Raw genomic sequence first — 24,385 nt, 5'->3', positions numbered from 1 at the left:
GGTGGGCGGGGGTTAAGAAAGACGGCTAGGGTGGCACCCAGTTTGTAAATCTTAGGAGAAACGCATGGCTCATCCAGTGGACGTGCACGTGGGGAAACGCATCCGGCATCGCCGGTGGCTCATCGGCATGACGCAACAACAGCTCGCAGAGCTGGTTGGTATTAAATTTCAACAAATCCAAAAATATGAAACCGGTGCAAACCGAGTCAGCGCCTCTCGGCTCTGGGATATTTCCGATGCGCTCAGCGTTCCGGTCAGCTTCTTTTTCGAAGGGCTGCAGGACGATGATGCGCCAGCATCAGACAAGGCACAGGTGCCTGACGATCTGATGGGCGACAAGGAAGCACTGGATTTGGTGCGGTCCTACTACGCAATTCCTGAGAACCAGCGCCGTCGTTTGTTCGAACTGGCGCGCGTGCTCAGCGACGCGGCCTGATTTTCCTGTCTCAAGTGGGGGCTTGGGGCTTGAAAAATGCGCGGTTGAATGTCACGCCTTCGGGTATGACTTCAGCCGCGTTTTCAGATCTGGAGGTTGCCCATCGGATGGCCGATGCTGCACGCCAGGCGATCCTGCCCTATTTCCGTTCAGCCGGACTGCAATCCGACAACAAGCTGGACGAGGGTTTTGATCCTGTCACCATTGCTGATCGCGCTGCCGAACAGGCGATGCGGTCCGTACTTGTCGAATTGCGCCCCGAGGACAGCATCCTGGGCGAGGAATATGGCGAGACCACCGGCCAATCCGGGCGCATCTGGGTCCTTGATCCGATTGACGGCACCCGTGGCTTTATCAGTGGCACCCCGACCTGGGGCGTTCTGATCGCACTTGGGGACAACCGCGGCCCCTTTCTAGGCATCATCGACCAGCCTTATATTGGTGAGCGTTTCGTCGGCACACCCGATGGCGCCAGCCTGACCGGTCCCTTGGGAGAGCAGGCGCTCTCTGCCCGCGCGACAGCCAACCTGTCAGAGGCAACGCTGTTCACCACATTCCCAGAAGTCGGCAGCGACGACGAACGGGCGGCCTTTCAACGCGTCGCCAGCCAGGTGCAGCTGACCCGTTACGGTATGGATTGCTACGCCTATGCGCTGCTGGCGGCGGGGCAATGTGATCTGGTGATCGAAGCGGGTCTGAACGCCTATGACATTCAGGCGCCGATTGCGGTCATTCAGGCGGCAGGCGGCGTGGTGACCAACTGGCAGGGCGCGCCTGCGCATGAGGGTGGTCAGGTGCTTGCAGCAGCCACGCCCGAGTTACATGCCGCAGCGCTTGCACTGATCCAGCAAACCGGTTGAACTGCCTGCATACAATCCGCTAAACCACTTCAGCGCGCCGAGTCCTTTGCCCGTATTCTGTCGGCGCGTCTTCACACTTCACCGAAATGGGCGGCCTGATGGAGTGTGACCTGTGCCTGAAATTCTGATTCAAAATATTGATATCGCGCTGACAATGGATGATCAGCGCTGCCAGCTCTCGGCTGTGGATCTGCGCCTGCGTGATGGAATTATTGCTGAGATTGGCTGTGATCTCAGCACCACAGGTGAGCGGATCAGCGGCAGCGGCTGCGTGGTGACGCCCGGTCTCGTGAACACCCACCACCATCTCTACCAGAATCTCACCCGCGCGGTGCCCGGCGCGCAGGATGCGTTGCTGTTTGGCTGGCTGAAACGGCTCTACCCGATCTGGGCCGCCTTCACGCCGGATGATATCCATGTCTCCGCCCAGCTGGGTTTGGCTGAGCTGGCCTTCTCGGGCTGCACGCTCACGTCTGATCACCTCTACCTCTATCCCAACGGCAGCAGGCTTGAGGACACGATTGAGGCAGCTGGCGATATCGGCCTGCGCTTCCAGCCGACCCGTGGCGCCATGAGCATCGGCGAAAGCGCGGGGGGCCTGCCGCCAGACAGCCTGGTTGAGGATGAACGCGCCATTCTCGACGATATGATCCGGGTGGTGGACCGGTTCCATGATGCCTCTGAAGGCTCCATGTGCCGGGTCGCACTGGCGCCCTGTTCGCCGTTCTCTGTCAGCCGCGAGCTGATGCGGGACAGCGCCCTTCTGGCGCGGGACAAGGGCGTCATGCTGCACACTCATCTGGCCGAAAATGACGAAGATATCGCCTATTCCCTTGCGCAGTTCGGCTGCCGACCCGGTCAATACGCCGAGGATCTGGGCTGGACCGGCCCTGACGTCTGGCACGCCCATTGTGTGAAACTGGACGCCGAGGAGATTGATCTCTTCGCCCGGACCCGTACCGGCGTGGCCCATTGCCCCTGTTCCAATTGTCGGCTGGGCAGCGGTATCGCGCCGCTGCGCGCCATGCGCGATGGGCGGGTACCCGTTGGGCTGGGGGTGGATGGATCTGCCAGCAATGACATGGCCAGCCTGATCAGTGAGGCGCGTCAGGCGATGCTGCTGCAGCGGGTCGCGCAGGGCGCCGATGCCATGAGCGCCTATGAGGCGTTGGAAATCGCCACGCGCGGCGGGGCAGAGGTGCTGGGACGGCCGGATGTGGGGCAGCTGGCGGTGGGTAAACGCGCCGATATCGCCATCTGGGATGTCACCGGTGTGGCCTCAAGCGGCAGCTGGGATCCGGCGGCCCTGTTGCTGGCAGGGCCTGCGCAGGTGAAACATCTCTTCGTCGAGGGGCGTCAGATCATCCGCGACGGCACTCTAGCGACCATGGATCTGCCAGGGCTCTTGGAACGGCACCAAAAAGCCACCACACGTCTCATGCAGTTGGCCTGACGCAACTGGCCAAACCGGGCAACAGCGCTCCGCCCAGCTTCTGGCGCCAAATATCCCCGCCGGAGGCAGAGGCGCGTCAGCGCCTCCCTCGCTTTGTCCTCATGTCGCGACGGGCTTCAGTCGCGTGCGCCGTTGATCCAGACCTCGGCAACCGCCCGGTCATCGCCCATCATGATGGTGGCAAAAACCGCCTCCCAGAGGTCTTTCGCCCCGGCGCTGCGCTGCGCAATGGCAGGGGTTGAGGCCAGATCCAGCACCACGAGATCCGCCTCCATGCCGGGAGCGATATTGCCGATCTGGTCTCCCATATGCAGCGCGCGGGCCGAGCCTTGCGTCGCAAGCCATAGCAACTGCGCAGCATGCAGCGGTGTGCCGCGCAGCTGACCAACCTCATAGGCCGCCGCCATGGTGCGCAGCATCGAAAAACTGGAACCACCGCCCGTGTCCGTGGCCAGGCCAATCCGTTGCCCCTCAGCCATCAGTCCGGCCATGTCGAACAGGCCTGATCCGATAAAGGTGTTGGAGGTCGGGCAATGCACCAGAGCCGCGCCAACCTCGCGCAGCCGGGCACGCTCGCGGTCTTCCAGATGGATGGCATGGCCATAAAGGCCGCGTGCGCCCAACAGGCCAAATTGCTCATAGGTATCCAGATAATCGCGGGCCTTCGGGAAGAGCGACTTCACCCAGGCAATCTCATCCGTTTGCTCGCTCAGATGGGTCTGCATCAGGCAGTCCGGATGATCGGCCCAAAGCGCGCCCATGGCCTCCAGCTGTTCGGGTGTCGAGGTGGGAGAGAACCGTGGCGTGATCGCATAAGACAGCCGGTCAACCCCATGCCAGCGCGCAATCAGCGCCGCACTGTCGTCATGGGCCGATTGCGCGGTGTCGCGCAGCCTGTCCGGGGCGTTGCGATCCATGCAGGTCTTGCCCGCGACGACCCGTTGGCTCCGCGCCTGAGCGGCGGCGAAAAACGCATCCACGCTTTCGGGATGGATGGTGCAATAGCTGCACATGGTGGTGGTGCCATTGGCGCGGGTCAGATCCAGATAACGCCCGGCGATCTCATCAGCATAAGACCGATCACCAAACCGCATCTCCTCGGGGAAGGTATAGCTGTTCAGCCAGTCAATCAGCCGTTTGCCCCAGCTGGCAATAATCGCGGTCTGGGGGAAATGCACATGGGCATCGACAAACCCCGCCAGGATCAGCCGGTCGCCATGATCCACCAGTTCTGCCGCCGGATGGGCCTTGCGCAGGCCCTCCCATGCGCCCAGCTCCAGCACCTTGCCACCACCGATGGCGACCGCCTCATGCAGCTCAGCCGCCGCCTCAGGGCTGTTGCCACCAAAGGGGGTGTCTGTAAACGAAAGAACCTGTCCCCGTAAGATATAGTCTGCCTGCATAAGACGCGGTCCTTTCTTGCCAAACTGCGGTCCACAGGATACGCGCAGCATCATCGGCGGTAAATTACGTCATTGTCATTGTTTTTCGGTAACTGCTTCTTTTATTCCAGAAGCAACCGCGAAAAAGGGGCCTCAGATGATTGCAGACGACCACCAAGAGCCAGTCGATCCCGCGTCCGAGGATGCCTATGAGCTGGACCGCAAACGGGTTGGCCAGATCCTCGAAGCGGTGGAGGCCGCGGATCAGGCGCAGCTGACCGCGCTGATGGAGCCGCTGCACGCAGCGGATATTGCCGACCTTCTGGAACAGATCAGCGCCTTTGACCGGGGCCAGTTGATCCGGCTGTACGACCGCGAATTCGACGGTGAAATCCTGTCGGAACTGGATGAGAGCATCCGCGAAGAGGTGATCTCGCAGCTTGCCCCGCAGGTTTTGGCTGAGGCGGTGCGTGATCTTGAAAGCGATGACGTTGTTGACCTGCTGGAGGATCTGGAAGAGCCGCAGCAGGAGGCCATCCTCAACACGCTGGAAGATGCGGACCGGGTCGCGGTTGAACAATCGCTGAGCTATCCTGAGAACTCCGCCGGCCGTCTGATGCAGCGCGAGGTGGTGATGGCGCCCGACCACTGGACGGTCGGGCAGGCAATTGATTTCATGCGGGAATCCGATCATCTCCCGGATCAGTTCTACCATGTCGTTCTGGTTGATCCGCGGCTACACCCCGTCGGCAATGTTACGCTTGGCCGTATCATGTCCTCCAAGCGTGAGGTGCCCCTCGGCACTATCGTCGAGGAGACGTTTCAGATTATCCCTGCCGATCAGGACGAGGAAGATGTGGCCTATGCCTTCAACCAGTACCACCTGATCTCGGCCCCCGTGGTCGATGATGAGGGACGGCTGGTGGGCGTCATCACCATGGATGATGCCATGGTGGTGCTGGACGAAGAGCACGAAGAAGACATCCTGCGCCTCGCGGGGGTCGGGGAGGGCAGCCTTGCTGACCGGGTGATGGCCACGACGAAGCAGCGTTTTCCCTGGCTGGCGGTGAATCTTGCCACCGCAATTCTGGCCTCGCTGGTGATTGCCCAGTTTGAGGCGACGATTGCCGAATTTGTGGCGCTGGCGGTGCTGATGCCGATCGTGGCCTCGATGGGTGGCAATGCTGGCACGCAATCGCTAACGGTGGCGGTGCGCGCGCTGGCGACCCGCGACCTCACCGGATCCAACGTCTGGCGGGTGATCCGGCGGGAGGTTCTGGTGGGGCTGGTCAACGGCCTTGCCTTTGCCCTGATCATGGGCGTGGTGGGGATCTTGTGGTTCGGCTCACCCCTGCTGGGCGTGGTGATTGCCGTCGCTATGGTGATCAATCTGGTCGTCGCGGGGCTGGCGGGAACCGTGGTGCCGATTATTCTGGAAAAAATCGGCGTCGATCCGGCGCTGGCCTCCGGTGCCTTTGTGACAACGGTCACGGATATCGTCGGGTTTTTTGCTTTTCTTGGGCTGGCCGGGGCGATGCTGCTCTGACCTTAGCCGTTTTTGCTGCCCGCCGGTGCGGGCGGTGTCTTTCGTTCTGACAGGATCGCACTCATGGATGACCTCACCCGGATCAAGGCTGACGCCCGCAAAGCTGCATTCCAGCGCCGCGAGGCCGCATATGAGATGAACAAGCCGGGGGTCGCGGGCCATCTGTCCGAGGTGCTGGCCGGATATCGCGGTGTGCCGCTTTCAGGTTATATGCCGATCCGCACGGAGATTGACCCGCTCCCTGCCATGGCTGAGGCGGCGGCCCATGGTCCGGTTGGTGTGCCAGTGATCCAAGCCAAGGAGACACCGCTGAAATTCAGTCGCTGGCAGCCGGAGGGCGCGCTGCGCGACGGCCCCTTTGGCGCCAGAGTGCCCGAGGTGGATGATTATTTTGAACCCGAGATCCTGATTGTGCCGCTGGTCGCCTTTGATGCGCGGGGCGGGCGGCTTGGATATGGTGGCGGCTTTTATGACCGCACCTTGGAGTTGCTGCGCGCCAAACGTGCGACATTGGCCATCGGTTTTGCCTTTGACGCGCAAGAGGCGGACGACCTACCACTGGAACCAACGGATCAGCCGCTGGATATGCTGATCACCGAAAGCCGGGTGTTGCAGTTCAGCCGATAGCCCTGCGGCTGATTGCCCAGTTTTTTGAAAAAATCCGGGCAACACTTTTCAAAAAGTTTTGGTCCATCAACGCGGGCCTTGTCCTGAGCCGTGCAACGGCGTACCACGCCCGGATGCGACTATTATTTCTTGGCGATGTCATGGGCCGTGCGGGACGCAAGGCCATTTCCGAACACCTCCCGCAGATGCGCAAGGACTGGCGACTGGATTTTGTCGTGGTCAATGGCGAGAATGCGTCCAATGGCATGGGGCTGAATGGCGATCATGCCAAGGCGCTGCTGGATGCGGGGGCCGATTGTCTAACCCTTGGCGACCATGCCTTTGACCAAAAGGACATGTTGCAGGCCATCGAGAAAGAGCCGCGCATTATCCGGCCACTGAATTTTGCCAAAAACGCACCGGGGCGCGGCTACCGGTTGTTCAACGCCCCCGGCGGGCGCAAGGTGCTGGTGGTTCAGGCGCTGGGGCAGGTGTTCATGAAACGCGCCTATGATGATCCCTTTGGTGCGGTGGAGGCGGTGCTGAAATCGCATCCACGTGGCGGTCTGGCGCAGGCGGTGATCGTCGACATGCACTGCGAAGCCACGTCTGAGAAGATGGCCATGGGGCATTTCTGTAACGGCCGCGCCTCGCTGGTGGTGGGCACCCATACCCATGTGCCAACGGCCGATGCCCAGATCCTGTCTGGCGGGACCGGGTATCTGACAGATGCCGGCATGTGCGGCGACTATAACTCCGTGATCGGGATGGAGAAATCCGAACCGATGCGCCGTTTCCTGACCGGCATGCCCAAAAACCGCTTCACCCCCGCCGAAGGGCCAGCAACGCTCTCTGGCGTTTTTGTGGACACCGATGATCGCACCGGTGCGGCGAAATCGATCCGCATGATCCGGGTGGGTGGCTTGCTGGAAGAGGCCGCGCCCTGACGCTGGCTTTGTCTCGGACGGCTCGCAACGTGCCTAGCTCCGCAAAAATATACGCAGGCAGGGGGATACTTGCCTGCCTATATGCGCAAAACCCAAACCCTGTTCGCAAACAGCCGGTAAATCAGGACCATGCCAACCGGTTGCACCGCGAAACACTTGCCTCGGGTGGCGGGATCAGGTTCACTCGCTTGGGCCGTGCGCTGTCTGATGCGGTTCCAGCCGGTCTTGCAGGTCACCGATGACTGATCTTTCAACCTCATGGATGTCGTTACCCTTGATGCAGTTTCTACCCCTTGGCGAGACCGGCGGCGCGGTTCTGACACTGCTGATCGTGGCGGCGATGTTTGCAGCCTTCCTGCGGGAAACCTTCCCGACTGAGGTGGTGGCGCTGGCGGGTGTCTCGGCAATGCTGGCAACAGGCGTGCTGCCCTATCAGGCGGCGCTACCGGTGTTGTCAAATCCGGCGCCCTGGACCATTGCGGCCATGTTCATAATCATGGGGGCCCTTGTGCGCACCGGGGCACTGGATGCCTTTACCGCGCAGGCGCGCAAGCAGGCGGAGGTCAGCCCGAAGCTGGCCATCGCGCTCTTGATGGTCTTTGTCGTTGCCGCCTCTGCCGTTGTGTCGAACACGCCGGTGGTTGTGGTAATGATCCCTGTGTTCATCCAGATTGCCCGCACGATGAAGGTTTCGGCCTCCAAGATGCTGATCCCGCTGAGTTATGCAGCCATCTTGGGTGGCACGCTGACGCTGATCGGCACCTCTACGAACCTACTGGTTGACGGTGTCGCACGGGCGCAGGGGCTGGCGCCCTTCACTATTTTCGAGGTCACGCCGCTGGGCATCATTCTGGTGATCTGGGGCATGATCTACCTGCGCTTCGTCGCACCGCGCCTGTTGCCGGACCGCAGCAGCATGGCCAGCCTGCTCAGCGACCGCTCGCGGATGAAATTCTTCACCGAGGCGGTGATCCCCCCTGACAGCAACCTGATCGGGCGCGAGGTCACCGGCGTGCAATTGTTCAAACGCCCCGGCGTGCGGCTGATCGACGTCATTCGCGGCGATATCTCGCTGCGCAACGCGCTCAAAGGCGTCGAGCTGCAGGTTGGTGACCGGGTGGTCCTGCGCACCCAGATGACCGAACTCCTCAGTCTGCAACGCAACAAGGAGCTGAAGCGCGTTGATCAGGTCTCCACCGTTGAAACCGAAACCGTTGAGGTGCTGATCACCCCCGGCTGCCGCATGGTGGGCCGCTCGCTTGGCGCGATGCGCCTGCGTCGTCGCTACGGTGTTTATACGCTGGCGGTGCATCGTCGGAACCAGAACATCGGCGTCCAGCTGGAGGATCTGGTGGTGCGGGTGGGCGATACCCTGCTCCTGGAGGGCAACACCGAAGATATTCAGCGCCTTGCGGCAGATATGGATATGGCGGCGGTGTCGCAGCCCTCTGTGCGCGCCTACCGGCGCCGCCACGCGCCCATTGCCATTGTCGCGTTGATCGGCATCGTGCTTCTGGCGGCTCTCGGTGTGGCCCCGATCCTGATGCTGTCGGTCCTGGCTGTCTCACTGGTGCTGATCACCCGCTGCATTGATGCCGACGAGGCGTTTTCTTTTGTCGACGGTCGCCTGCTCACGCTGATCTTTGCCATGCTGGCCATCGGCGCCGCACTTGAAAGCTCCGGCGCTGTGCGGCTCATTGTGGACGCCATTGCGCCGTCACTCTCTGTTCTGCCGCCGTTTCTTCTGGTCTGGGCGGTCTATCTGCTGACCTCGATCCTGACAGAGCTGGTCTCCAACAATGCCGTGGCCGTGGTGGTGACCCCGATCGCAGTCGGGCTGGCGCAGGCCATGGGCATTGATCCACGCCCCCTTGTGGTGGCGGTGATGGTGGCGGCCTCAGCCTCCTTTGCGACACCGATTGGCTATCAGACCAACATGCTGGTCTACGGTCCGGGCGGATATAAATTCACCGATTTCCTGCGCGTGGGCATTCCGCTGAACTTTAGCGTTGGCCTCTTGGCATCCATCCTGATCCCGGTCTTCTGGCCACTTTAACAGCGGCCAGTAAGGTTCTGTTAACCATGATTTATGTCAGTTCAGGCAATCGCACGTGATTGCCCGGCTTGGCGACCGGTAAACAGGCACCCTCCAAGGAAACTGCCCTCCAGCGCGTTGTAGCCGTGATAGCCACCACCGCCAAAACCCGCGACCTCTCCAGCGGCAAACAGCCCCGGTACAGCCGTGCCATCCGCGCCAATCAGCTGCCCGTCGAGATTGGTCTGCAAACCGCCCAGTGACTTGCGCGTCAGAATGTTCAGCCGCACTGCAATCAGCGGCCCATTGGCACGGTCCAGCAGGCGGTGCGCCTTGGCGGTGCGGATCAGACGATCGCCCCGGTAGTTGCGCGCGGCATTGATCGCAATCAGCTGCGCGTCCTTGGCAAAGGGATTGTCCGCCTGCGCATCCCGCGCCTCAATCTGCCGGCGCAAATGGCTTTCCTCCAGCGGCAGTTCCCCCAGTTCATTCATGCCCTTGACCAGATCGCTCAGCGTGTCAGTCACGACGAAATCCGCACCATGTTTCTTGAACGCCTCAACCGGGGCAGGGGCCTTGCCTCGCGACAACAGCCGCGCGCGCAGCACCTCGCCCCATTTGCCGGAGGTCAGATCCGGGTTCTGTTCGGATCCGGAGAGGGCAAATTCCTTTTGGATGATCTTCTGGCTCAGGATGAACCAACTGTAGTCCTGCCCGGTCTTCAGGATTTCGCGCAGGGTGCCCAGCGTGTCGAACCCCGGCAAATAAGGCGCGGGCAGGCGATCGCCTCTGGCGTCGAACCACATCGAAGAAGGCCCCGGCAGAATGCGGATGCCGTGGTTGGGCCAGATTGGATCCCAGTTGCGCAGCCCTTCGGTGTAGTGCCACATCCGGTCGGCATTGATGACATGGCCGCCAGCGGCCTCCGCGATGGGGATCATGCGGCCATCCACGTGAAAGGGCACACCCGACACCATGCGGCGCGGCGCCGGGCCGAGCCGCTCCACCGGCCAGTTCTTGCGCACCGCATCCAGATTGCCACCAATCCCGCCAGAGGCGACCAGCACCGACGGCGCATAGACCTCAAACTCGCCGATTTCCTGCCGATTGGTGCGTGCGCCCTGCGGGGCGTCATCTGCGGCCAGAACCTCGCCGGAGACACCTTTGACGATGCCGCCCTGAGTGATGATATGGCTGACCTGATGGCGAAACCGCGGCTGGACCAGACCAGCCTCAATATGGGCCTCTACCCGCGCGGCAAAGGGGGCGACCACTCCGGGTCCGGTGCCCCAGGTGAGGTGAAAGCGCGGCACTGAATTGCCGTGGCCTTCGCCATCGCCGCCGCCGCGTTCGGCCCAGCCCACCACCGGAAACCAGCGCATCCCCAGCCCATGCAGCCAGGCCCGCATTTCGCCACTGGCAAACTCCAGATAGGCCCGCGCCCAGCGTTGCGGCCAGTGATCCTCGGGGCGGTCAAACTGGGCGCTGCCAAACCAGTCGCGCCGGGCCAGATCGGGGCAGTCGCGAATGCCCATGCGGCGCTGTTCCGGTGTGTCGATCATGAACAACCCACCAAGGCTCCAATGCGCCTGACCGCCCAGGAAATGCGCAGGCTCCTGATCCAAGAGGATCACGCGCTTGCCCCGGTCACCCAGTTCGGCAGCCGCCACCAGTCCGGCGAGCCCGGCGCCGATAATGATCACATCTGCGCTGTTGTCCGTTGCCTGTCCCATGGCGTGCCTCCGCTGTTGGTCCCCGTGGTGGGATCAGCCTAAGCGTGCAGAGGGCACAGGCGCAAACCCTGCGCGCCCTGCCGTTGGGTCATATCCGCGTCGATCCGCCTGTTCAAAGCGGCCAGAACAGCAAGATTGACGGGATAGAGACGGCGATGATCAACACCTCAAGCGGCAGGCCAATGCGCCAGTAATCACCAAACTGATAACCGCCGGGCCCCAGCACCAGCGTGTTGTTCTTATGCCCGATAGGGGTGAGGAAGGCTGCGGAGGCTGCGACAGCCACTGCCATCAGGAACGGATCAGGTGACACCCCAAGGCCATTGGCCATCTGTATGCCGACAGGGGCTGCAACAATGGCTGTGGCTGTGTTGTTCAGCACATCCGACAGCGTCATGGTGACCACCATCAACACCGTCAGAATGGCCCAGGCGGGCATCCCATTGGTCAGTGTGAGCAGGCTTTCAGCAATCAGAGCCGTTCCCCCGGCGCTGTCTAAGGCTGCTCCCAATGGGATCATGGATCCCAGCAGCACAACCACCGGCCATTCAATGTGGTCATATAATTCCGCCAGCGGTAGGATCTTGGTCAGCACATAGGCCACCACCACCAGCCCCAGCGCAATCGGCAGATAGATAATCCCCAGCGAGGCCGCGAGCACCGCCCCCGCAAAAAGACCAATCGCCAGCCAGGTCTTGTCATTGGCGGTTACCGACAGGCCACGCTCGGCCAGCGGCAGGCAGCCCAGCCACTCGGTGACATCGGCGCCGCGATCGCGCGGGCAGAGCAGCAGCAGGATATCCCCGGCCTCAATCTGTTCCTGCCGGATATGCCGGGTCAGGCGGCGGCCTTGCCGCGCCAGTCCCATCAGAACTGTGTTCTGTCGCCATGCCAGCCCCAAGGCCTGCGCGCTGCGCCCCTTGATGCGGGCGGTTTCCGGCACCACCACCTCAACCAGTTCCAGCCCATCGCCTGCGGCCGCCAGTTTCTCCTGGCGCGCGGCATCGGCAAAATCAAGGGAGGCGGCGCTGCGAAACTCATCCAGCGCTTCGGGTGTGGCCTCCAGCACCAGCGCGTCACCGGCCCGCAGCATCTGACCTGCCGCCCGCCCATAAAGCCGCTTCCCGTCGCGGATCAGCCCCAGAATGGCGACATCGGCTTTCTCCGCTTCCTTGTCGAATTCCCCCAGCCGCTGGCCAATCATTTCGGAGCCTTCGGGCACCGTCAGTTCGGCAATATACTGGGACAGCTGCGCCTCTGACGCGCCCGCCGCATTCTGGCGTAGGGGGATCAGACGCCAGCCGATCAGCGCCACAAACAGCAACCCCGCCAGCGCCGCAATCCCGCCCACCGGGGCAAAGTCGAACATCCGGAACGGTTCTCCCAAGGTTTCCTCGCGGATTGAGGCAATGATGATATTGGGGGGCGTCCCGATCAGCGTCGCCATACCGCCTAAGATGGTGGCAAAAGACAGCGGCATCAGGCTCATCCCCGGTGTGCGCCCGGCCTTGCGCGCGGTCTGGATGTCCACCGGCATCAGCAGCGCCAACGCAGCGACATTGTTCATGAAGGCCGACAGAACCGCGCCAATGCCCCCCATCAATGTGATATGTGCGCCCAGATTGCGGCTGCTGTCCACCAGCGTGCGGGTGATCAGAAACACCGCGCCCGACCGCACCAGCCCGGCCGAGACCACCAGCACCAATGCGACCACTAATGTGGCCGGGTGGCCAAACCCGGCAAAGGCCTCGCTGGCGGGCACCACGCCCAGAACCACCGCTACCATTAGCGCTGAAAACGCTACGATATCATAGCGATACTTTCCCCAAAGCAGCAGGCCAAAGACAGCGGCAAAGAGGGCGAATAAAACGGTCTGGTCAAATGTCATGGCGCCACTTTAGCCGCTGAGGCGGGTTGGGCAACCGCCGCAATGCACTCTTCTGTCGTGGCGTGTGCCTAGGATCCGGCAGCGCTGGTAGGGGCAGGGTGCATATGGGGCGCTTGAAAGCCCCCACATGTCGGGGCTATATGGGCGCCAGATCGAAATTGAAGCAGCAAGGATGCACCATGGCAGGCCATTCCAAATGGGCGAATATCCAGCACCGCAAGGGCCGTCAGGACGCCGCGCGGTCGAAATTGTTCTCGAAACTCTCCAAGGAAATCACCGTCGCCGCCAAAATGGGCGACCCCGATCCTGAGAAAAACCCGCGTCTGCGTCTGGCGGTAAAAGAAGCCAAGAGCCAATCCGTCCCCAAGGATGTGATTGATCGCGCGATCAAGAAATCCACTGCCGGTGAAGGCGACGATTACGAAGAAATCCGCTATGAGGGCTATGGCCCGAATGGCGTGGCCGTCATCGTCGAAGCCATGACCGACAACCGCAACCGCACCGCCTCCACCGTGCGCTCCACCTTCTCCAAGAACGGTGGCAACCTCGGGGAAACCGGCTCCGTCGGTTTCATGTTCGACCGCAAGGGGGAAGTGACCTATCCGGCGACGGTCGGTGATGCGGACACCGTGATGATGGCCGCGATTGAGGCGGGCGCCGAGGATGTTGATAGCTCCGAAGATGGCCATATCATTTACTGCGCCGACACCGACCTCAACGAGGTGTCCAACGCGCTGGAAGGTGAGCTGGGCGAGTCGGACTCGACCAAGCTGGTGTGGAAACCCACCACCACCACGGAACTGGATCTCGAAGGCATGCAGAAGCTGATGAAACTGGTGGATGCGCTGGAGGACGACGACGACGTGCAGCGCGTCACCACCAACTTTGAAGCCTCGGATGAGGTGATGGAGCAGCTGTAATACGCTGCCCCAGACAGAACAGGGCTAAGACCCTCAGGCCCGCCGGATTGGCGGGCCTTTTTCGTCTGCACAATGGCTGCAGGCCCTATGCTGTAGAAGGATAAAGTCATGAATATCAGACCTTTCCGCCCCGAAGATGCCGCAGCGCTGGCGCAGATCTTTCATGCTGCTGTGCATGGGGTAAGCGCGCGGGACTACAGCCCGGAGCAATGCGCCGCCTGGAGCCCGCAACCGGCCCCGGCAGAAGCATGGCAGGAACGCACCAGCGACGGGCGGATTGTCTTTGTGGCTATGAATGACAGCGATCAGCCGCAGGGCTTCATTGAGCTGGAGCGTGACGGTCACATCGATTGCTTCTATTGCCATCCGAAAGTTGCAGGCACCGGCGTAGGTCTTGCGCTTTATCAGCAGCTGGAAATCCGGGCGCGGGATCTGGGGCTGAGCAGCCTGTTTGTCGAGGCGAGCGAGGCGGCGAAGCGATTTTTCATCCGGCAGGGGTTCACTGATGAGGGGCGCCGAGAGATTGAACGCCGGGGTGTCGCCCTGCACAATTACCGCATGACCAAGATCCTGAACTGACCGAAGGACGTCAGGGCTGGGTCAACACGCCTTCGCGCTGCAACTCGTCTGAGTCCGGCATCCACAGGTCGCTGCTCGCGGTGGCAAACAGCCGGTCGGCAAACCCTGCGCTGATGCCCTGTTCGATCAGGAAGGCCCGGTCGCGGGCCTGTTCTCGTTTCAGATCCACCTGAGGCAACCCGCCGGGAAAATCCAGCGCATAGGCATGAAACCCAAGGGCGCCCTCAGTCGCGAGCCGCCGCTGTCGCCCTGCGGCAAAGATCAGCGTGCAGGCCGAGGCACATGTGCCCTCCGCCACCGTATCCAGCGCGCGCTCACGGATCAGCCGGGCCACGCCACGGGCCTCATAGATCAGACCGCCGGGACCGCTCAGGGCGACCTCGCGCAGTGAGGGTGCGTTTTCCATCATCGCCTCTATGCGGCGGGTCAGCCCATGCGGAATCTCCCCCGCAAAAATCAACCTCCGGCCATCCGGGGTGATCGACAAGTCATAGAGCGCCTCGCGCGCCAGCCGTTCCTGCTCGGCATAATCCGGCTCATCCGGGGTCGTCGCGATCAGCACCGCGTCCCACCACAGGGTGACGGTGGCAAAGCCGGCAAAGAGAATGGCCAGATATCCACCCCAGACCGGCGCCAGATGTCCGGTGTCGCGGATATGGGCATCGGCGCTGCGCAGGAAGCACCGCGCCTGCCACAGCAGCAGCAGAGCGTCGATCAGAACCAGCGCATAGAGCAACCGTATCGGCAGTACCACGACCGTATTCAACAGTGCCCATGTCAGCAGCACCACGATCCTTGGCAGAACCAGCTGCCATAGAAAGCTTCGCCCCAGTGTCAGAATGCGCAGCCGCTTTGGCGAGGTGCGGGCGGGGTCGGTTCTCAGGCTGGATAACCTGCCGTTCGTTTTGCTGGTGTCGTGATCCTCTGGCACTGCCGTGCCCCCGGTGGTTAGATCGGCGTCAGATGCCGACGCGCTGATATGAGCACGGCACGGGTCACATCGGCAAGGGCCGGGGCGAGAACCCGGCTCACCTGCCAGGTCAATGGCACATCCAGCGGGGTGTCCGGGATCAGCGGGCAGAGCTGCTCTGCCGTCAGATAAGGTGCGGCCAGCTGTTCGGGGTTCATCCCCCAGCCGACGCCTGCCAATGCGGCATCGACAAAGGCCTGACTGGACGGCAGGAAATGGGCGGGCGGTGCAATCCCGCTGCCGACATGTGCGCTGAGCCAGCGCCCCTGCAGCTGATCCTTGGCATTAAATATGAGACAGGGCGCGCGCGTTGCGGCCTCTTGTGTCACGCCCTTGGCAAACCAGCGCTCCCGAAACCCTGGTGACGCCGTTGCAATATAGCGCAGCGCCCCTAATGGGTGGGCATCGCAGCCAGTCACCGGCTTGGCATGGGCGGTCACCGCCGCCGAAACCTCGCCCCGGCGGAGCCAGTCGGCGCTGTGATCCTGATCGTCGATCACCAGATCAAACAGCAGCCCGTCGCAGGCGGCCATCACCGGAACAAACCAGGTCGCCAGACTGTCCGCATTGATCGCCACCCGCAGGCGCGATGCACCGGGCGCGCGCTCCAGCCGCAGATCCTCTGACACAGCCGCTTCCAGCAAGGCCACATCCTCGGCGTGTTTGGCAATGCGAAGCCCAACCTCGGTGCCAAGGCACGGGCTGCCACGCTGCACCAAGCTGCTGCCGATCCGATCTTCCAGCGCCTTGATCCGCTGCGAGATCGCTGAGGGCGTGACCAGCAGCGCCTGCGCCGCCGCCTCAAAGGAGCCAAGCCGCAGGACCGCCGAGAGCGCGGCAAGGTGATTGGGGTCGAATTTCATTAGCTCTGCTTAATTGAGGTTATTCGGATTAATTTGCGTACAGCACTTGGGCGGCGTAGTCAAAGTCGCAGATGCGGAGATCGGTCCGCGCAGACACCACCAAAGGATATCCCCATGCCCCCCAGCCTGATCGCCGGTTTCTTTTTGGGCCTCAGCCTCATTATGGCCATTGGTGCGCAAAACGCCTTTGTGCTGCGGCAGGGGCTGCGGCGCCAGCATGTGTTCTGGATCTGCTTTACGTGTGCCAGCTCCGATGCGCTGTTGATCACTGCCGGTGTTCTGGGGTTTGGCTCTCTCGCATTGGCGGTGCCGTGGTTTGAGATGGCGATGCGCCTGGGCGGGGCGGCGTTTCTACTGTGGTATGGCGCGCGCAGCCTGATGGCGGCCTGGCGTGGCGGGGCGCATCTGGACAGTGCCGACGGGCAGGGGGCGCCGGTCACACTCTGGCCGATGCTGGCAACGGTTCTGGCGCTCACCTGGCTGAACCCCCATGTCTACCTGGATACCGTGGTGCTGCTCGGCTCAATCTCGGCGCAATACCCGCAGCCGCTGGTGTTCGGCTTGGGAGCAGCGGTCGCGAGCTTCGTGTTCTTCTTTACGCTGGGCTATGGCGCCAGCTTTCTGGCACCCGTCTTTGCCCGTCCCCGGGCGTGGCAGGTGCTGGATGTGCTGGTGGGTCTGACCATGTGGGCCATCGCGCTCAAACTGCTGCTGATGTAGGGGCTGTCTCCTCACTCCTGCCGTCACGAGGATCTGCGCGTTATCCGACCAAACCCGCACCCATCGCCCCAGCCTGAAGATATTTCATATGTGAAGGGTTGTTCTGCAGCGACCCGGGTGGTCTCATGCCCGCCATGACCACAACACCCCAAGACGCCCCGTCGCCCGCACCACGCACTGCCGCCAATCAGCCCTTGAGAGGCGTGTTCTGGATGCTGATGACGGGCTTCTGCTTTGTTGCGGTGACGGCGCTTGTCAAATACCTCGGCGACCGTGTCCCGCCAGCGGAATCTGCGTTCCTGCGGTATTTGCTGGGGCTGGTGTTCCTGTTGCCGATGATTGGCGCGCTGCGCCGGAGTCAGCTGACACCGCGCCTTTGGGGGCTGTTTGCCATGCGCGGGTTTGTCCATACCCTGGGGGTGATCCTGTGGTTTTTTGCCATGACCCAGATCCCCTTGGCAGAGGTCACGGCGATGAACTACCTCTCGCCGATTTATGTCTCCATCGGGGCGGCGCTGTTTCTGGGAGAACGCATGGCGCTGCGCCGGGTCGGGGCCATTTTGGTGGCGTTGATCGGCGCGCTGATCATCCTGCGGCCCGGATTTCGCGAGGTGGAGGCAGGCCATATTGCCATGCTGTTCACCGCGCTGGCCTTCGGCGCGTCTTATCTTCTGGCCAAAACCACCGTGGACGGCACCAGCCCGGTGGTGGTCGTGGCGATGCTGTCGATCTGGGTGACGGTGTTTCTGGCGCCCTTCGCCGCTGTGGTCTGGGTGACACCCACGCTGTGGGAACTGGCGATCCTGTTTGCGGTCGCCTGCTTTGCCACCGCTGGACATTATACAATGACACTGGCGTTCGCCTCGGCACCGGTGACGGTCACTCAGCCGGTAACGTTTTTGCAATTGCTTTGGGCCACACTGCTCGGGGCGCTGGTCTTTGGTGAGGCGGTTGATATCTGGGTGGTCGCCGGCGGCTGCCTGATCCTGGCGGCTGTCAGCTTCATCACCTGGCGGGAGGCGGTGCTGAAGCGACGGGCCCTGACACCGGCCAGCCTCGCCACAAAAGTCTGATTTCGCAAAACCGTCACATAGCGCTGCTAGGGACCTCGAACGGCTTCGGTAACAAAGGTGGAACTCATGCGTGCCCGACTGATCTTGGCGTTTCTGCTGGCACCGCTGGGGCTGGCGCTGCCCGCCCAGGGGCAGGCCGCAGGCGCGGGGGGGTCTGATGGTCCGGGCTACGCAGGGCTGGAGATCTGCAACGATACCGCTGTGCCCCAGTCCGTCAGCCTGGCCTATCGCGACGACGGGCGGTGGATGTCTCACGGCTGGTGGGGGCTGCCACCTGAAACCTGTGAACGCGTGCTCGACGGGTCGCTCAAGAACCGGTTCTACTACTTCCGCAGCGAGGCGCAGAATTGGCAGTTTCTGGATGAGCGGATCTCATTCTGCACAGCGCCAGGTGACTTCACGATCTACGGCGACCGGGATTGTGCCATTCGTGGCTATGACAGCGCATTTTTTGCCAAGATTGACACCGGTATTGCCGCCGCTCCGTCCGCCAGTGATCAGCCGACTGTGGCTTATGTGACCCGGCTGAGCCTCCATTCCCGCCCCAAGGCCGACGGCGCTGGTCCGCTTAGCACGGCGATACCGGGGGCGGGCGCGACGGCGGACCTCGCCTTTGATCAGGACGTGACCTTTCAGGGCTGCGAGGAGCGCGGCGATGGTCGGGTGATTTGCAAATTGGTGATGGGGGCGGGGCAGCTTTGCGTGACAAATGACGGGATGACGGATCCGGCCATCATTGATCGGCTGCAGGCGCTGGACCCCGGCACGCCGGTGCGGGTGTCGGGAGAGAGCCTGACATCCGGCGATCGCGTGACCTTTGCCAGTTTAAATTCCCTGACAGAGCGTGCAGAGACCCGGCATGATCTGATGTTGGATGATCTGGCTGGCCGATGGGTGTCGCAGGCGGATGCCTATGATCTGTTCATCATTGAAGGGGCCTCGCGGCATAATTTCTACGGGTCGGTTGAGACCATGACTGAGCTGTTGTCGGTTCAGACCGCCTGCGATGATGCCTCAGGCACAGGACCTTACATGGTGGCTCAGGCTGAGGACGGCGGCCCCACCCATTGCTACCGGATCATCTCCCTGACGGAGGGTGAACTGGTGCTGTCTTACATGCCGCGCGGAACTGAGCTGCGCTATCACCGCCAGGATCAGCCCCTGAACTGAGCGGTGGGACCCCCGGTGCGGCGGTGGCGCGGTCAGTTCAACGCCAGATCCACCACCCGGTGGGCAGCGCGGCGGGCCTGGGCGGAATCCAGAGGTGTTTCGGACTGGGCAGCCTGCAACCAGACCCCGTCCATATAGCATTGCAGGGCGTGGCGCGCTGTCTCCACCCGATCCTGCGGCAGCAGGCCGTTCAACTCCGCCAGAAAATGGCTGCGCACCCGGCTGCGATTGATTCTGTGCAGCCGCGACAGGCGCGGCGAATAGGGGGCGCTGGCCCAGAACTGCATCCAGAGACTGCATTGCGCAACGCTGAATAAATCATCGTCAAAATTGGCATCCATCACCGCATAAAGCCGCTCTTTCGGGCTATTGGCGGTGGCATATCCCCGGATCATTGCCTCGCGCAGCTTGTTCAGAAGATGGCGCATCGTGGCTTCCATCAGCCCCTCCTTGGAGCCGAAGTAATAGTTGATCGAGGCCGCCGAGGCCCCGGCCTCCTTCGCGATTTCTGCCATGGTAACAACACCATACCCGCGTCGATGAACGGCGACGACGGTGGCTTCGATCAGCTCTTCATTGCGGATGTCGCGAATTCTTTTTCTACCCATTCTCCAGTCTTGCGTCAGGTCGCTCTGCGTTTCAACTCCTGTTATGCGCATTCCGGATCTTGAACCGCCATTTAAAAATAGGTTTAGAGATGACCATTTTTCTGCTATGCCTGCCGCTCACGTCAAAAGGGCGATCAACGCCCATCCAAGGGAGGGACGTATGACAACAATCATCTCAGCCGGGATCTTGCTGGCCTTTGCGCTGGTGATTTTCTGCGTGATCAAGTGGTGGAACATGCGCATTGTCGGGGTCACCCCGGTGCCATTGTTCACCTTCATCGCAATCCTGTTCACCTCAGGTCTGGATGTGGGGCTGATCATGTTCCCGCTGGCCTTTGACTACCCGCTATATGCGGATACCGCGGCAGAGCCTGCCTATGCGTTCACCAATCCGTTGGCGCTTGAATTCGGCTTCTGGGGCTTTCTGATCTGGGCCTTCTACTTCCTGACCTCATTCTACTTCTGCGCCATCGAACCGCGGGTGAAGTTCTTTGAGATCGGCATCGTGAAGCTGCTGAACAATCTGGTGATCATCACCACCTGTGCCTTCACCGGCGCGCTGTTCCTGATCTACATGCCTTATTACATCGCCGAAGTCGGCGACGGCGAGACGGTCATTCCGGCCTTCTATGTGATCTGCTTCCTGGTTATCCTGGCGGCGGCCTATTCCTCCACCGATATCAAATATGTGCGCATCCTGTCGGTCACCTCGACCTTCCTGTTCTTCGCGCTGATCCTCGGCATGTGGGCCTATGCTGGCATGGGGCTGGGTGAGTTTGCCACCACCGCTGGCAATATCGGCGGCTACTTCGCCAACATCCACAAATTCGTCCTGCCGCTGACTGACTATCATGAGTTCTACCTGTTCTGGTGGTTTGCCTGGTCGATCATGATTGGTCAGTTCACCTCGCGCTTCGTTGGCGGCCTGACCACATGGCAGCTGCTGGCGGCCCTGCTGGTGTTCCCGTCGATCCCTCTCGCGGTGTGGTTCTCGGTGCTCTACTTCTATCACCTCAACACCATCCCGACCGCAGGTCTGATCAACTGGTCCATGACGGTCGTTGGCATCCTCTTCGTGATCAACTCGTTTGACTCGCTGATCCGCCTTTACACCGACAACATGAACCTCAGCGCCGAACGCCTGGGCAAGCTGCCTTATGTGCTTGGCAATGCGGTGGCGCTGTTTGCCCTGACCCTGGCCTTCCAGAGCCAGTGGCTGCAGATCCAGTGGGTCGGCACCGTGGTGATTGGCATCTACATCGCCTGCCTGATCTACATCTTCGCAAAGAAGCGCAGTGAAGTTGCGGCGATCACCACATCGCCTGAGGAAAACACCCTCGACTTTGATCGTATCAAAACAGCCCACTAAGTAAGACTGGGCGCCCCGGCCCGCCAGATGGCAGGGCCGGGGCCTTTCGCGGCCCCGCCGCCCCGAGATTTCAGACAGCTTCGGTTTCGGACGCCATGGTTCTCACCCTGTGCAGGATGCCGCTTGCCGTAACAGTTTACCCGGCCAGAGGCCGCATCGCAGAGACCAAGGAGACGTTGGAAAGATGACTGCCCCGAATATCCTCATCGTGATGGTTGACCAGTTGAACGGCACGCTGTTCCCTGATGGTCCCGCCGATTTCCTGCATGCGCCTAATCTCAAGAAACTGGCAGCCCGCTCCACCCGATTCAAAAACGCCTATACCGCCTCGCCGCTCTGCGCGCCGGGCCGTGCCTCTTTCATGTCCGGTCAGCTGCCGTCGCGTACCGGCGTCTACGACAACGCGGCTGAATTCCGCTCCGATATCCCCACCTATGCGCATCACCTGCGGCGCGCGGGTTACTACACCTGCCTGTCGGGCAAGATGCACTTCGTCGGCCCCGACCAGATGCACGGGTTTGAGGACCGCCTGACCACCGATATCTACCCGGCCGATTTCGGCTGGACGCCGGATTATCGCAAACCGGGTGAGCGGATCGACTGGTGGTATCACAACATGGGATCCGTCACCGGCGCAGGGGTGGCAGAGATTTCCAACCAGATGGAATATGACGATGAGGTCGCCTATCACGCCAAGGCCAAGCTTTATGATCTGGCGCGCGGCAAGGATGAGCGCCCCTGGGCGCTGACCGTCAGCTTCACCCATCCGCATGACCCCTATGTCGCGCGCAAGAAATACTGGGATCTCTACGAGGATTGCGAGCATCTGCTGCCACAGGTCCCGGCGATGGACTATGCAGATCACGACAACCACTCCAAACGGATCTTTGACGCCAATGACTGGCGCAGCTTTGACATCTCGCAAGAGGACATCAAACGCTCCCGCCGCGCTTATTTCGCCAATATCTCCTACCTTGATGACAAGATTGGCGAGATCCTTGAGGTGCTGGAAACCACCCGGCAGGAGGCGATCATCCTGTTTGTCTCCGACCACGGCGATATGCTGGGCGAGCGCGGGCTTTGGTTCAAGATGAGCTTCTTTGAAGGCTCTTCCCGCGTGCCGCTGATGATTTCGGCGCCAAACCTGCCTGCCGGGCTGATCGAGACGCCGGTGTCCACATTGGACGTGACCCCAACGCTGGGCGCGCTGGCCGGTGTGGATATGGCGGAAATCGAACCCTGGACCGATGGGCAAAACCTGCTGCCGCTGGCAATGGGCACGGAGCGCAGCGAACCGGTTGCCATCGAATACGCAGCGGAGGCCTCTTATGCGCCGCTGGTCTCGCTGCGCTATGGCAAATGGAAATACAACCGCTGCGCGCTGGACCCCGATCAGCTGTTTGATCTGGAGGCGGATCCGCAGGAACTCAACAACCTTGCAGATGACCCGACCCATGCAGGCACGCTGCAGACCTTACGCGCCAAATCAGAGGCGCGTTGGGATCTGGAGCGCTTTGACGCCGAGGTGCGCGCCAGCCAGGCCCGTCGCTGGGTTGTCTACGAGGCGCTGCGCCAGGGCGGCTATTACCCTTGGGACTACCAGCCGCTGCAAAAAGCATCCGAGCGCTACATGCGCAACCATATGGATCTGAACGACGTTGAGGACGGCAACCGCTTTCCTCGCGGCGAATAAGACCCGCAGACACTCCTTAGCCAGATCTTCTGGCCCTAAATATCCCCGCCGGAGGCATAAAATCATGACACACCCCGCACAGCCCAAAGCCAGCCACTTTATCAACGGCGAATACGTCGAGGACACCGCCGGAACGCCGATCCCGGTGATCTACGCCGCCACAGGCGAGCAGATCGCCACTGTCTACGCGGCAACTCCGGCGATCGTCGAGCAGGCGCTTTCCACCGCCAAAGCAGCCCAGAAAGAATGGGCCAAAATGACCGGCACCGAACGCGGCCGCATCCTGCGCCGTGCTGCCGATATCATGCGCGAGCGCAACCACGATCTCAGCGTGTTGGAAACCTATGACACTGGCAAACCGCTGCAGGAAACGCTGGTCGCCGACGCCACTTCCGGTGCTGACGCGCTGGAGTACTTCGGCGGTCTGGCGGCCTCGCTGACGGGTGAGCATATTCCGCTGGGCGAGGACTGGGTCTATACCAAGCGCGAGGCACTGGGCCTGTGTGTGGGCATCGGTGCCTGGAACTACCCAACACAGATTGCCTGCTGGAAAGGCGCGCCTGCCTTGGCCTGCGGCAACTCCATGGTGTTCAAGCCCTCCGAGACCACACCCTTGTGTGCCTTGAAAGTCGCCGAGATCCTGATCGAGGCCGGTGCCCCTGCAGGTGTCTTCAACGTCGTACAGGGCATGGGCGAAGTGGGCGGCGCGCTGGTCACTGATCCGCGCGTCGACAAGGTCTCGCTGACCGGTTCGGTGCCGACCGGCAAGAAAGTCTATGCCGCCGCCGCCGCAGGCATGAAGCACGTCACCATGGAACTGGGCGGCAAGTCGCCGCTGATCATCTTTGATGATGCTGACATCGACAACGCCGTGGGTGGTGCCATCAACGGCAACTTCTACTCCTCCGGCCAGGTCTGTTCGAACGGCACCCGCGTGTTTGTGCAAAAAGGCATCAAGGAAAAATTCCTCGCCCGTCTGGCCGAGCGCACCGGCAATGCCATCCTCGGCGACCCGATGGATGAGGCCACCAGCTTTGGCCCTATGGTCACCGAGAACCAGATGAACATCGTGCTGGGTTATATCGAGAAGGGCAAGGAAGAGGGCGCCCGCGTGATCTGCGGCGGCGCGCGCGCGGATATGGACGGCTATTACATCCAGCCGACCGTCTTTGCTGATGTGACCGACGAGATGACCATTGCGCGCGAAGAAATCTTTGGCCCGGTCATGTCCGTCCTCGATTTCGACACCGAGGAAGAGGTCGTGGCCCGCGCCAATGACACCGAATTCGGTCTGTCGGCTGGTGTGTTCACCAAGGATTTCACCCGCGCCCACCGCGTGATTGGCAACCTTGAGGCGGGCAGCTGCTTCATCAACTCCTACAATGACGCGCCGGTAGAGGCGCCGTTTGGTGGGGTGAAGGCTTCCGGCGTCGGCCGCGAGAACTCGAAAGAGGCGATCAAGCACTTCAGCCAGGTGAAATCCGTCTACGTCCGCATGGGCGACGTCGAAGCGGCGTTCTGATTGCCCTTTTGG

General features: G+C 61.6%; 21 protein-coding genes. 15 read left to right on the top strand and 6 right to left on the bottom strand.

Features of this window, described 5'->3' with window-relative positions:
* Positions 1 to 64: 64 nt before the first annotated feature.
* From D1820_RS06390 to D1820_RS06380, 3 genes are all read left to right on the top strand, one after another.
* A complete protein-coding gene (locus tag D1820_RS06390; RefSeq protein WP_014875187.1) occupies positions 65 to 436 on the top strand; it encodes a helix-turn-helix domain-containing protein in 372 nt (123 codons plus the stop codon).
* 107 nt (positions 437 to 543) lie between these two features.
* Positions 544 to 1,296: a histidinol-phosphatase gene (gene hisN / locus D1820_RS06385; RefSeq protein ID WP_254683369.1), complete on the top strand. Its 753-nt coding sequence runs from the start codon at positions 544 to 546 to the stop codon at positions 1,294 to 1,296.
* Positions 1,297 to 1,408: 112 nt separating this feature from the next.
* Positions 1,409 to 2,749, top strand: a complete 1,341-nt coding sequence (locus D1820_RS06380) for an 8-oxoguanine deaminase (RefSeq protein ID WP_118068265.1) — start codon at positions 1,409 to 1,411, stop codon at positions 2,747 to 2,749.
* A 116-nt stretch (positions 2,750 to 2,865) separates the two neighbouring features.
* On the opposite strand, the gene guaD is transcribed toward D1820_RS06380, so the two are convergent.
* Complete coding sequence (gene guaD / locus D1820_RS06375) at positions 2,866 to 4,152, bottom strand: guanine deaminase (protein ID WP_118070066.1); 1,287 nt, start codon at positions 4,150 to 4,152, stop codon at positions 2,866 to 2,868.
* Positions 4,153 to 4,288: 136 nt separating this feature from the next.
* Between guaD and mgtE the strand changes: the two genes are divergently transcribed.
* The 4 genes from mgtE (at position 4,289) to D1820_RS06355 (ending at position 9,286) form a co-directional block, all read left to right on the top strand.
* On the top strand, positions 4,289 to 5,677 hold the full coding sequence (mgtE, locus tag D1820_RS06370; RefSeq protein ID WP_118068264.1) for a magnesium transporter: 1,389 nt from the start codon (positions 4,289 to 4,291) through the stop codon (positions 5,675 to 5,677).
* A gap of 63 nt (positions 5,678 to 5,740) precedes the next feature.
* Complete coding sequence (locus D1820_RS06365) at positions 5,741 to 6,304, top strand: 5-formyltetrahydrofolate cyclo-ligase (protein ID WP_118068263.1); 564 nt, start codon at positions 5,741 to 5,743, stop codon at positions 6,302 to 6,304.
* A 113-nt stretch (positions 6,305 to 6,417) separates the two neighbouring features.
* Entirely contained in the window at positions 6,418 to 7,230 is an 813-nt protein-coding gene (locus D1820_RS06360) for a TIGR00282 family metallophosphoesterase (RefSeq protein WP_040180046.1), read from the top strand.
* Positions 7,231 to 7,507: 277 nt separating this feature from the next.
* Positions 7,508 to 9,286: an SLC13 family permease gene (locus tag D1820_RS06355; protein WP_162894077.1), complete on the top strand. Its 1,779-nt coding sequence runs from the start codon at positions 7,508 to 7,510 to the stop codon at positions 9,284 to 9,286.
* A gap of 41 nt (positions 9,287 to 9,327) precedes the next feature.
* On the opposite strand, the gene D1820_RS06350 is transcribed toward D1820_RS06355, so the two are convergent.
* Positions 9,328 to 10,998, bottom strand: a complete 1,671-nt coding sequence (locus tag D1820_RS06350) for an FAD-binding dehydrogenase (RefSeq protein ID WP_118068261.1) — start codon at positions 10,996 to 10,998, stop codon at positions 9,328 to 9,330.
* Between the two features lie 112 nt (positions 10,999 to 11,110).
* Positions 11,111 to 12,886: an SLC13 family permease gene (locus D1820_RS06345; protein ID WP_040170416.1), complete on the bottom strand. Its 1,776-nt coding sequence runs from the start codon at positions 12,884 to 12,886 to the stop codon at positions 11,111 to 11,113.
* A gap of 179 nt (positions 12,887 to 13,065) precedes the next feature.
* Here D1820_RS06345 and D1820_RS06340 point away from each other — a divergent pair, with 179 nt between their 5' ends.
* A complete protein-coding gene (locus tag D1820_RS06340; RefSeq protein ID WP_024096685.1) occupies positions 13,066 to 13,806 on the top strand; it encodes a YebC/PmpR family DNA-binding transcriptional regulator in 741 nt (246 codons plus the stop codon).
* Between the two features lie 108 nt (positions 13,807 to 13,914).
* Entirely contained in the window at positions 13,915 to 14,385 is a 471-nt protein-coding gene (locus D1820_RS06335) for a GNAT family N-acetyltransferase (RefSeq protein WP_061048699.1), read from the top strand.
* A 10-nt stretch (positions 14,386 to 14,395) separates the two neighbouring features.
* Here D1820_RS06335 and D1820_RS06330 read toward each other — a convergent pair whose 3' ends face one another.
* Both D1820_RS06330 and D1820_RS06325 read right to left on the bottom strand, forming a co-directional pair.
* On the bottom strand, positions 14,396 to 15,316 hold the full coding sequence (locus D1820_RS06330; protein WP_118068260.1) for a hypothetical protein: 921 nt from the start codon (positions 15,314 to 15,316) through the stop codon (positions 14,396 to 14,398).
* A gap of 17 nt (positions 15,317 to 15,333) precedes the next feature.
* Positions 15,334 to 16,218, bottom strand: a complete 885-nt coding sequence (locus tag D1820_RS06325) for a LysR family transcriptional regulator ArgP (RefSeq protein ID WP_118068259.1) — start codon at positions 16,216 to 16,218, stop codon at positions 15,334 to 15,336.
* A 114-nt stretch (positions 16,219 to 16,332) separates the two neighbouring features.
* Here D1820_RS06325 and D1820_RS06320 point away from each other — a divergent pair, with 114 nt between their 5' ends.
* The 3 genes from D1820_RS06320 (at position 16,333) to D1820_RS06310 (ending at position 19,181) form a co-directional block, all read left to right on the top strand.
* Positions 16,333 to 16,938, top strand: a complete 606-nt coding sequence (locus D1820_RS06320) for a LysE/ArgO family amino acid transporter (protein ID WP_040170421.1) — start codon at positions 16,333 to 16,335, stop codon at positions 16,936 to 16,938.
* Positions 16,939 to 17,063: 125 nt separating this feature from the next.
* Positions 17,064 to 18,011 (top strand): DMT family transporter, encoded by a 948-nt coding sequence (locus D1820_RS06315; RefSeq protein WP_254683368.1) that lies wholly within the window; start codon positions 17,064 to 17,066, stop codon positions 18,009 to 18,011.
* Positions 18,012 to 18,077: 66 nt separating this feature from the next.
* Complete coding sequence (locus D1820_RS06310) at positions 18,078 to 19,181, top strand: DUF1036 domain-containing protein (protein WP_118068258.1); 1,104 nt, start codon at positions 18,078 to 18,080, stop codon at positions 19,179 to 19,181.
* A gap of 32 nt (positions 19,182 to 19,213) precedes the next feature.
* Here the strand turns inward: D1820_RS06310 and betI are convergent, their stop codons facing one another.
* The gene (gene betI / locus D1820_RS06305; protein ID WP_118068257.1) at positions 19,214 to 19,789 is read right to left on the bottom strand and encodes a transcriptional regulator BetI; all 576 of its coding nucleotides are present in this window, start codon (positions 19,787 to 19,789) and stop codon (positions 19,214 to 19,216) included.
* A 160-nt stretch (positions 19,790 to 19,949) separates the two neighbouring features.
* Between betI and D1820_RS06300 the strand changes: the two genes are divergently transcribed.
* The 3 genes from D1820_RS06300 (at position 19,950) to betB (ending at position 24,373) form a co-directional block, all read left to right on the top strand.
* On the top strand, positions 19,950 to 21,158 hold the full coding sequence (locus D1820_RS06300) for a BCCT family transporter (RefSeq protein WP_096871731.1): 1,209 nt from the start codon (positions 19,950 to 19,952) through the stop codon (positions 21,156 to 21,158).
* Between the two features lie 184 nt (positions 21,159 to 21,342).
* The gene (gene betC, locus D1820_RS06295; protein ID WP_118068256.1) at positions 21,343 to 22,851 is read left to right on the top strand and encodes a choline-sulfatase; all 1,509 of its coding nucleotides are present in this window, start codon (positions 21,343 to 21,345) and stop codon (positions 22,849 to 22,851) included.
* Between the two features lie 64 nt (positions 22,852 to 22,915).
* On the top strand, positions 22,916 to 24,373 hold the full coding sequence (gene betB / locus D1820_RS06290; protein WP_118068255.1) for a betaine-aldehyde dehydrogenase: 1,458 nt from the start codon (positions 22,916 to 22,918) through the stop codon (positions 24,371 to 24,373).
* Positions 24,374 to 24,385 lie beyond the last annotated feature (12 nt).

The organism is Phaeobacter sp. LSS9, assembly GCF_003443595.1.
Lineage (GTDB): Bacteria > Pseudomonadota > Alphaproteobacteria > Rhodobacterales > Rhodobacteraceae > Phaeobacter > Phaeobacter piscinae.
This window is presented reverse-complemented; position numbering and strand designations above follow the sequence as displayed.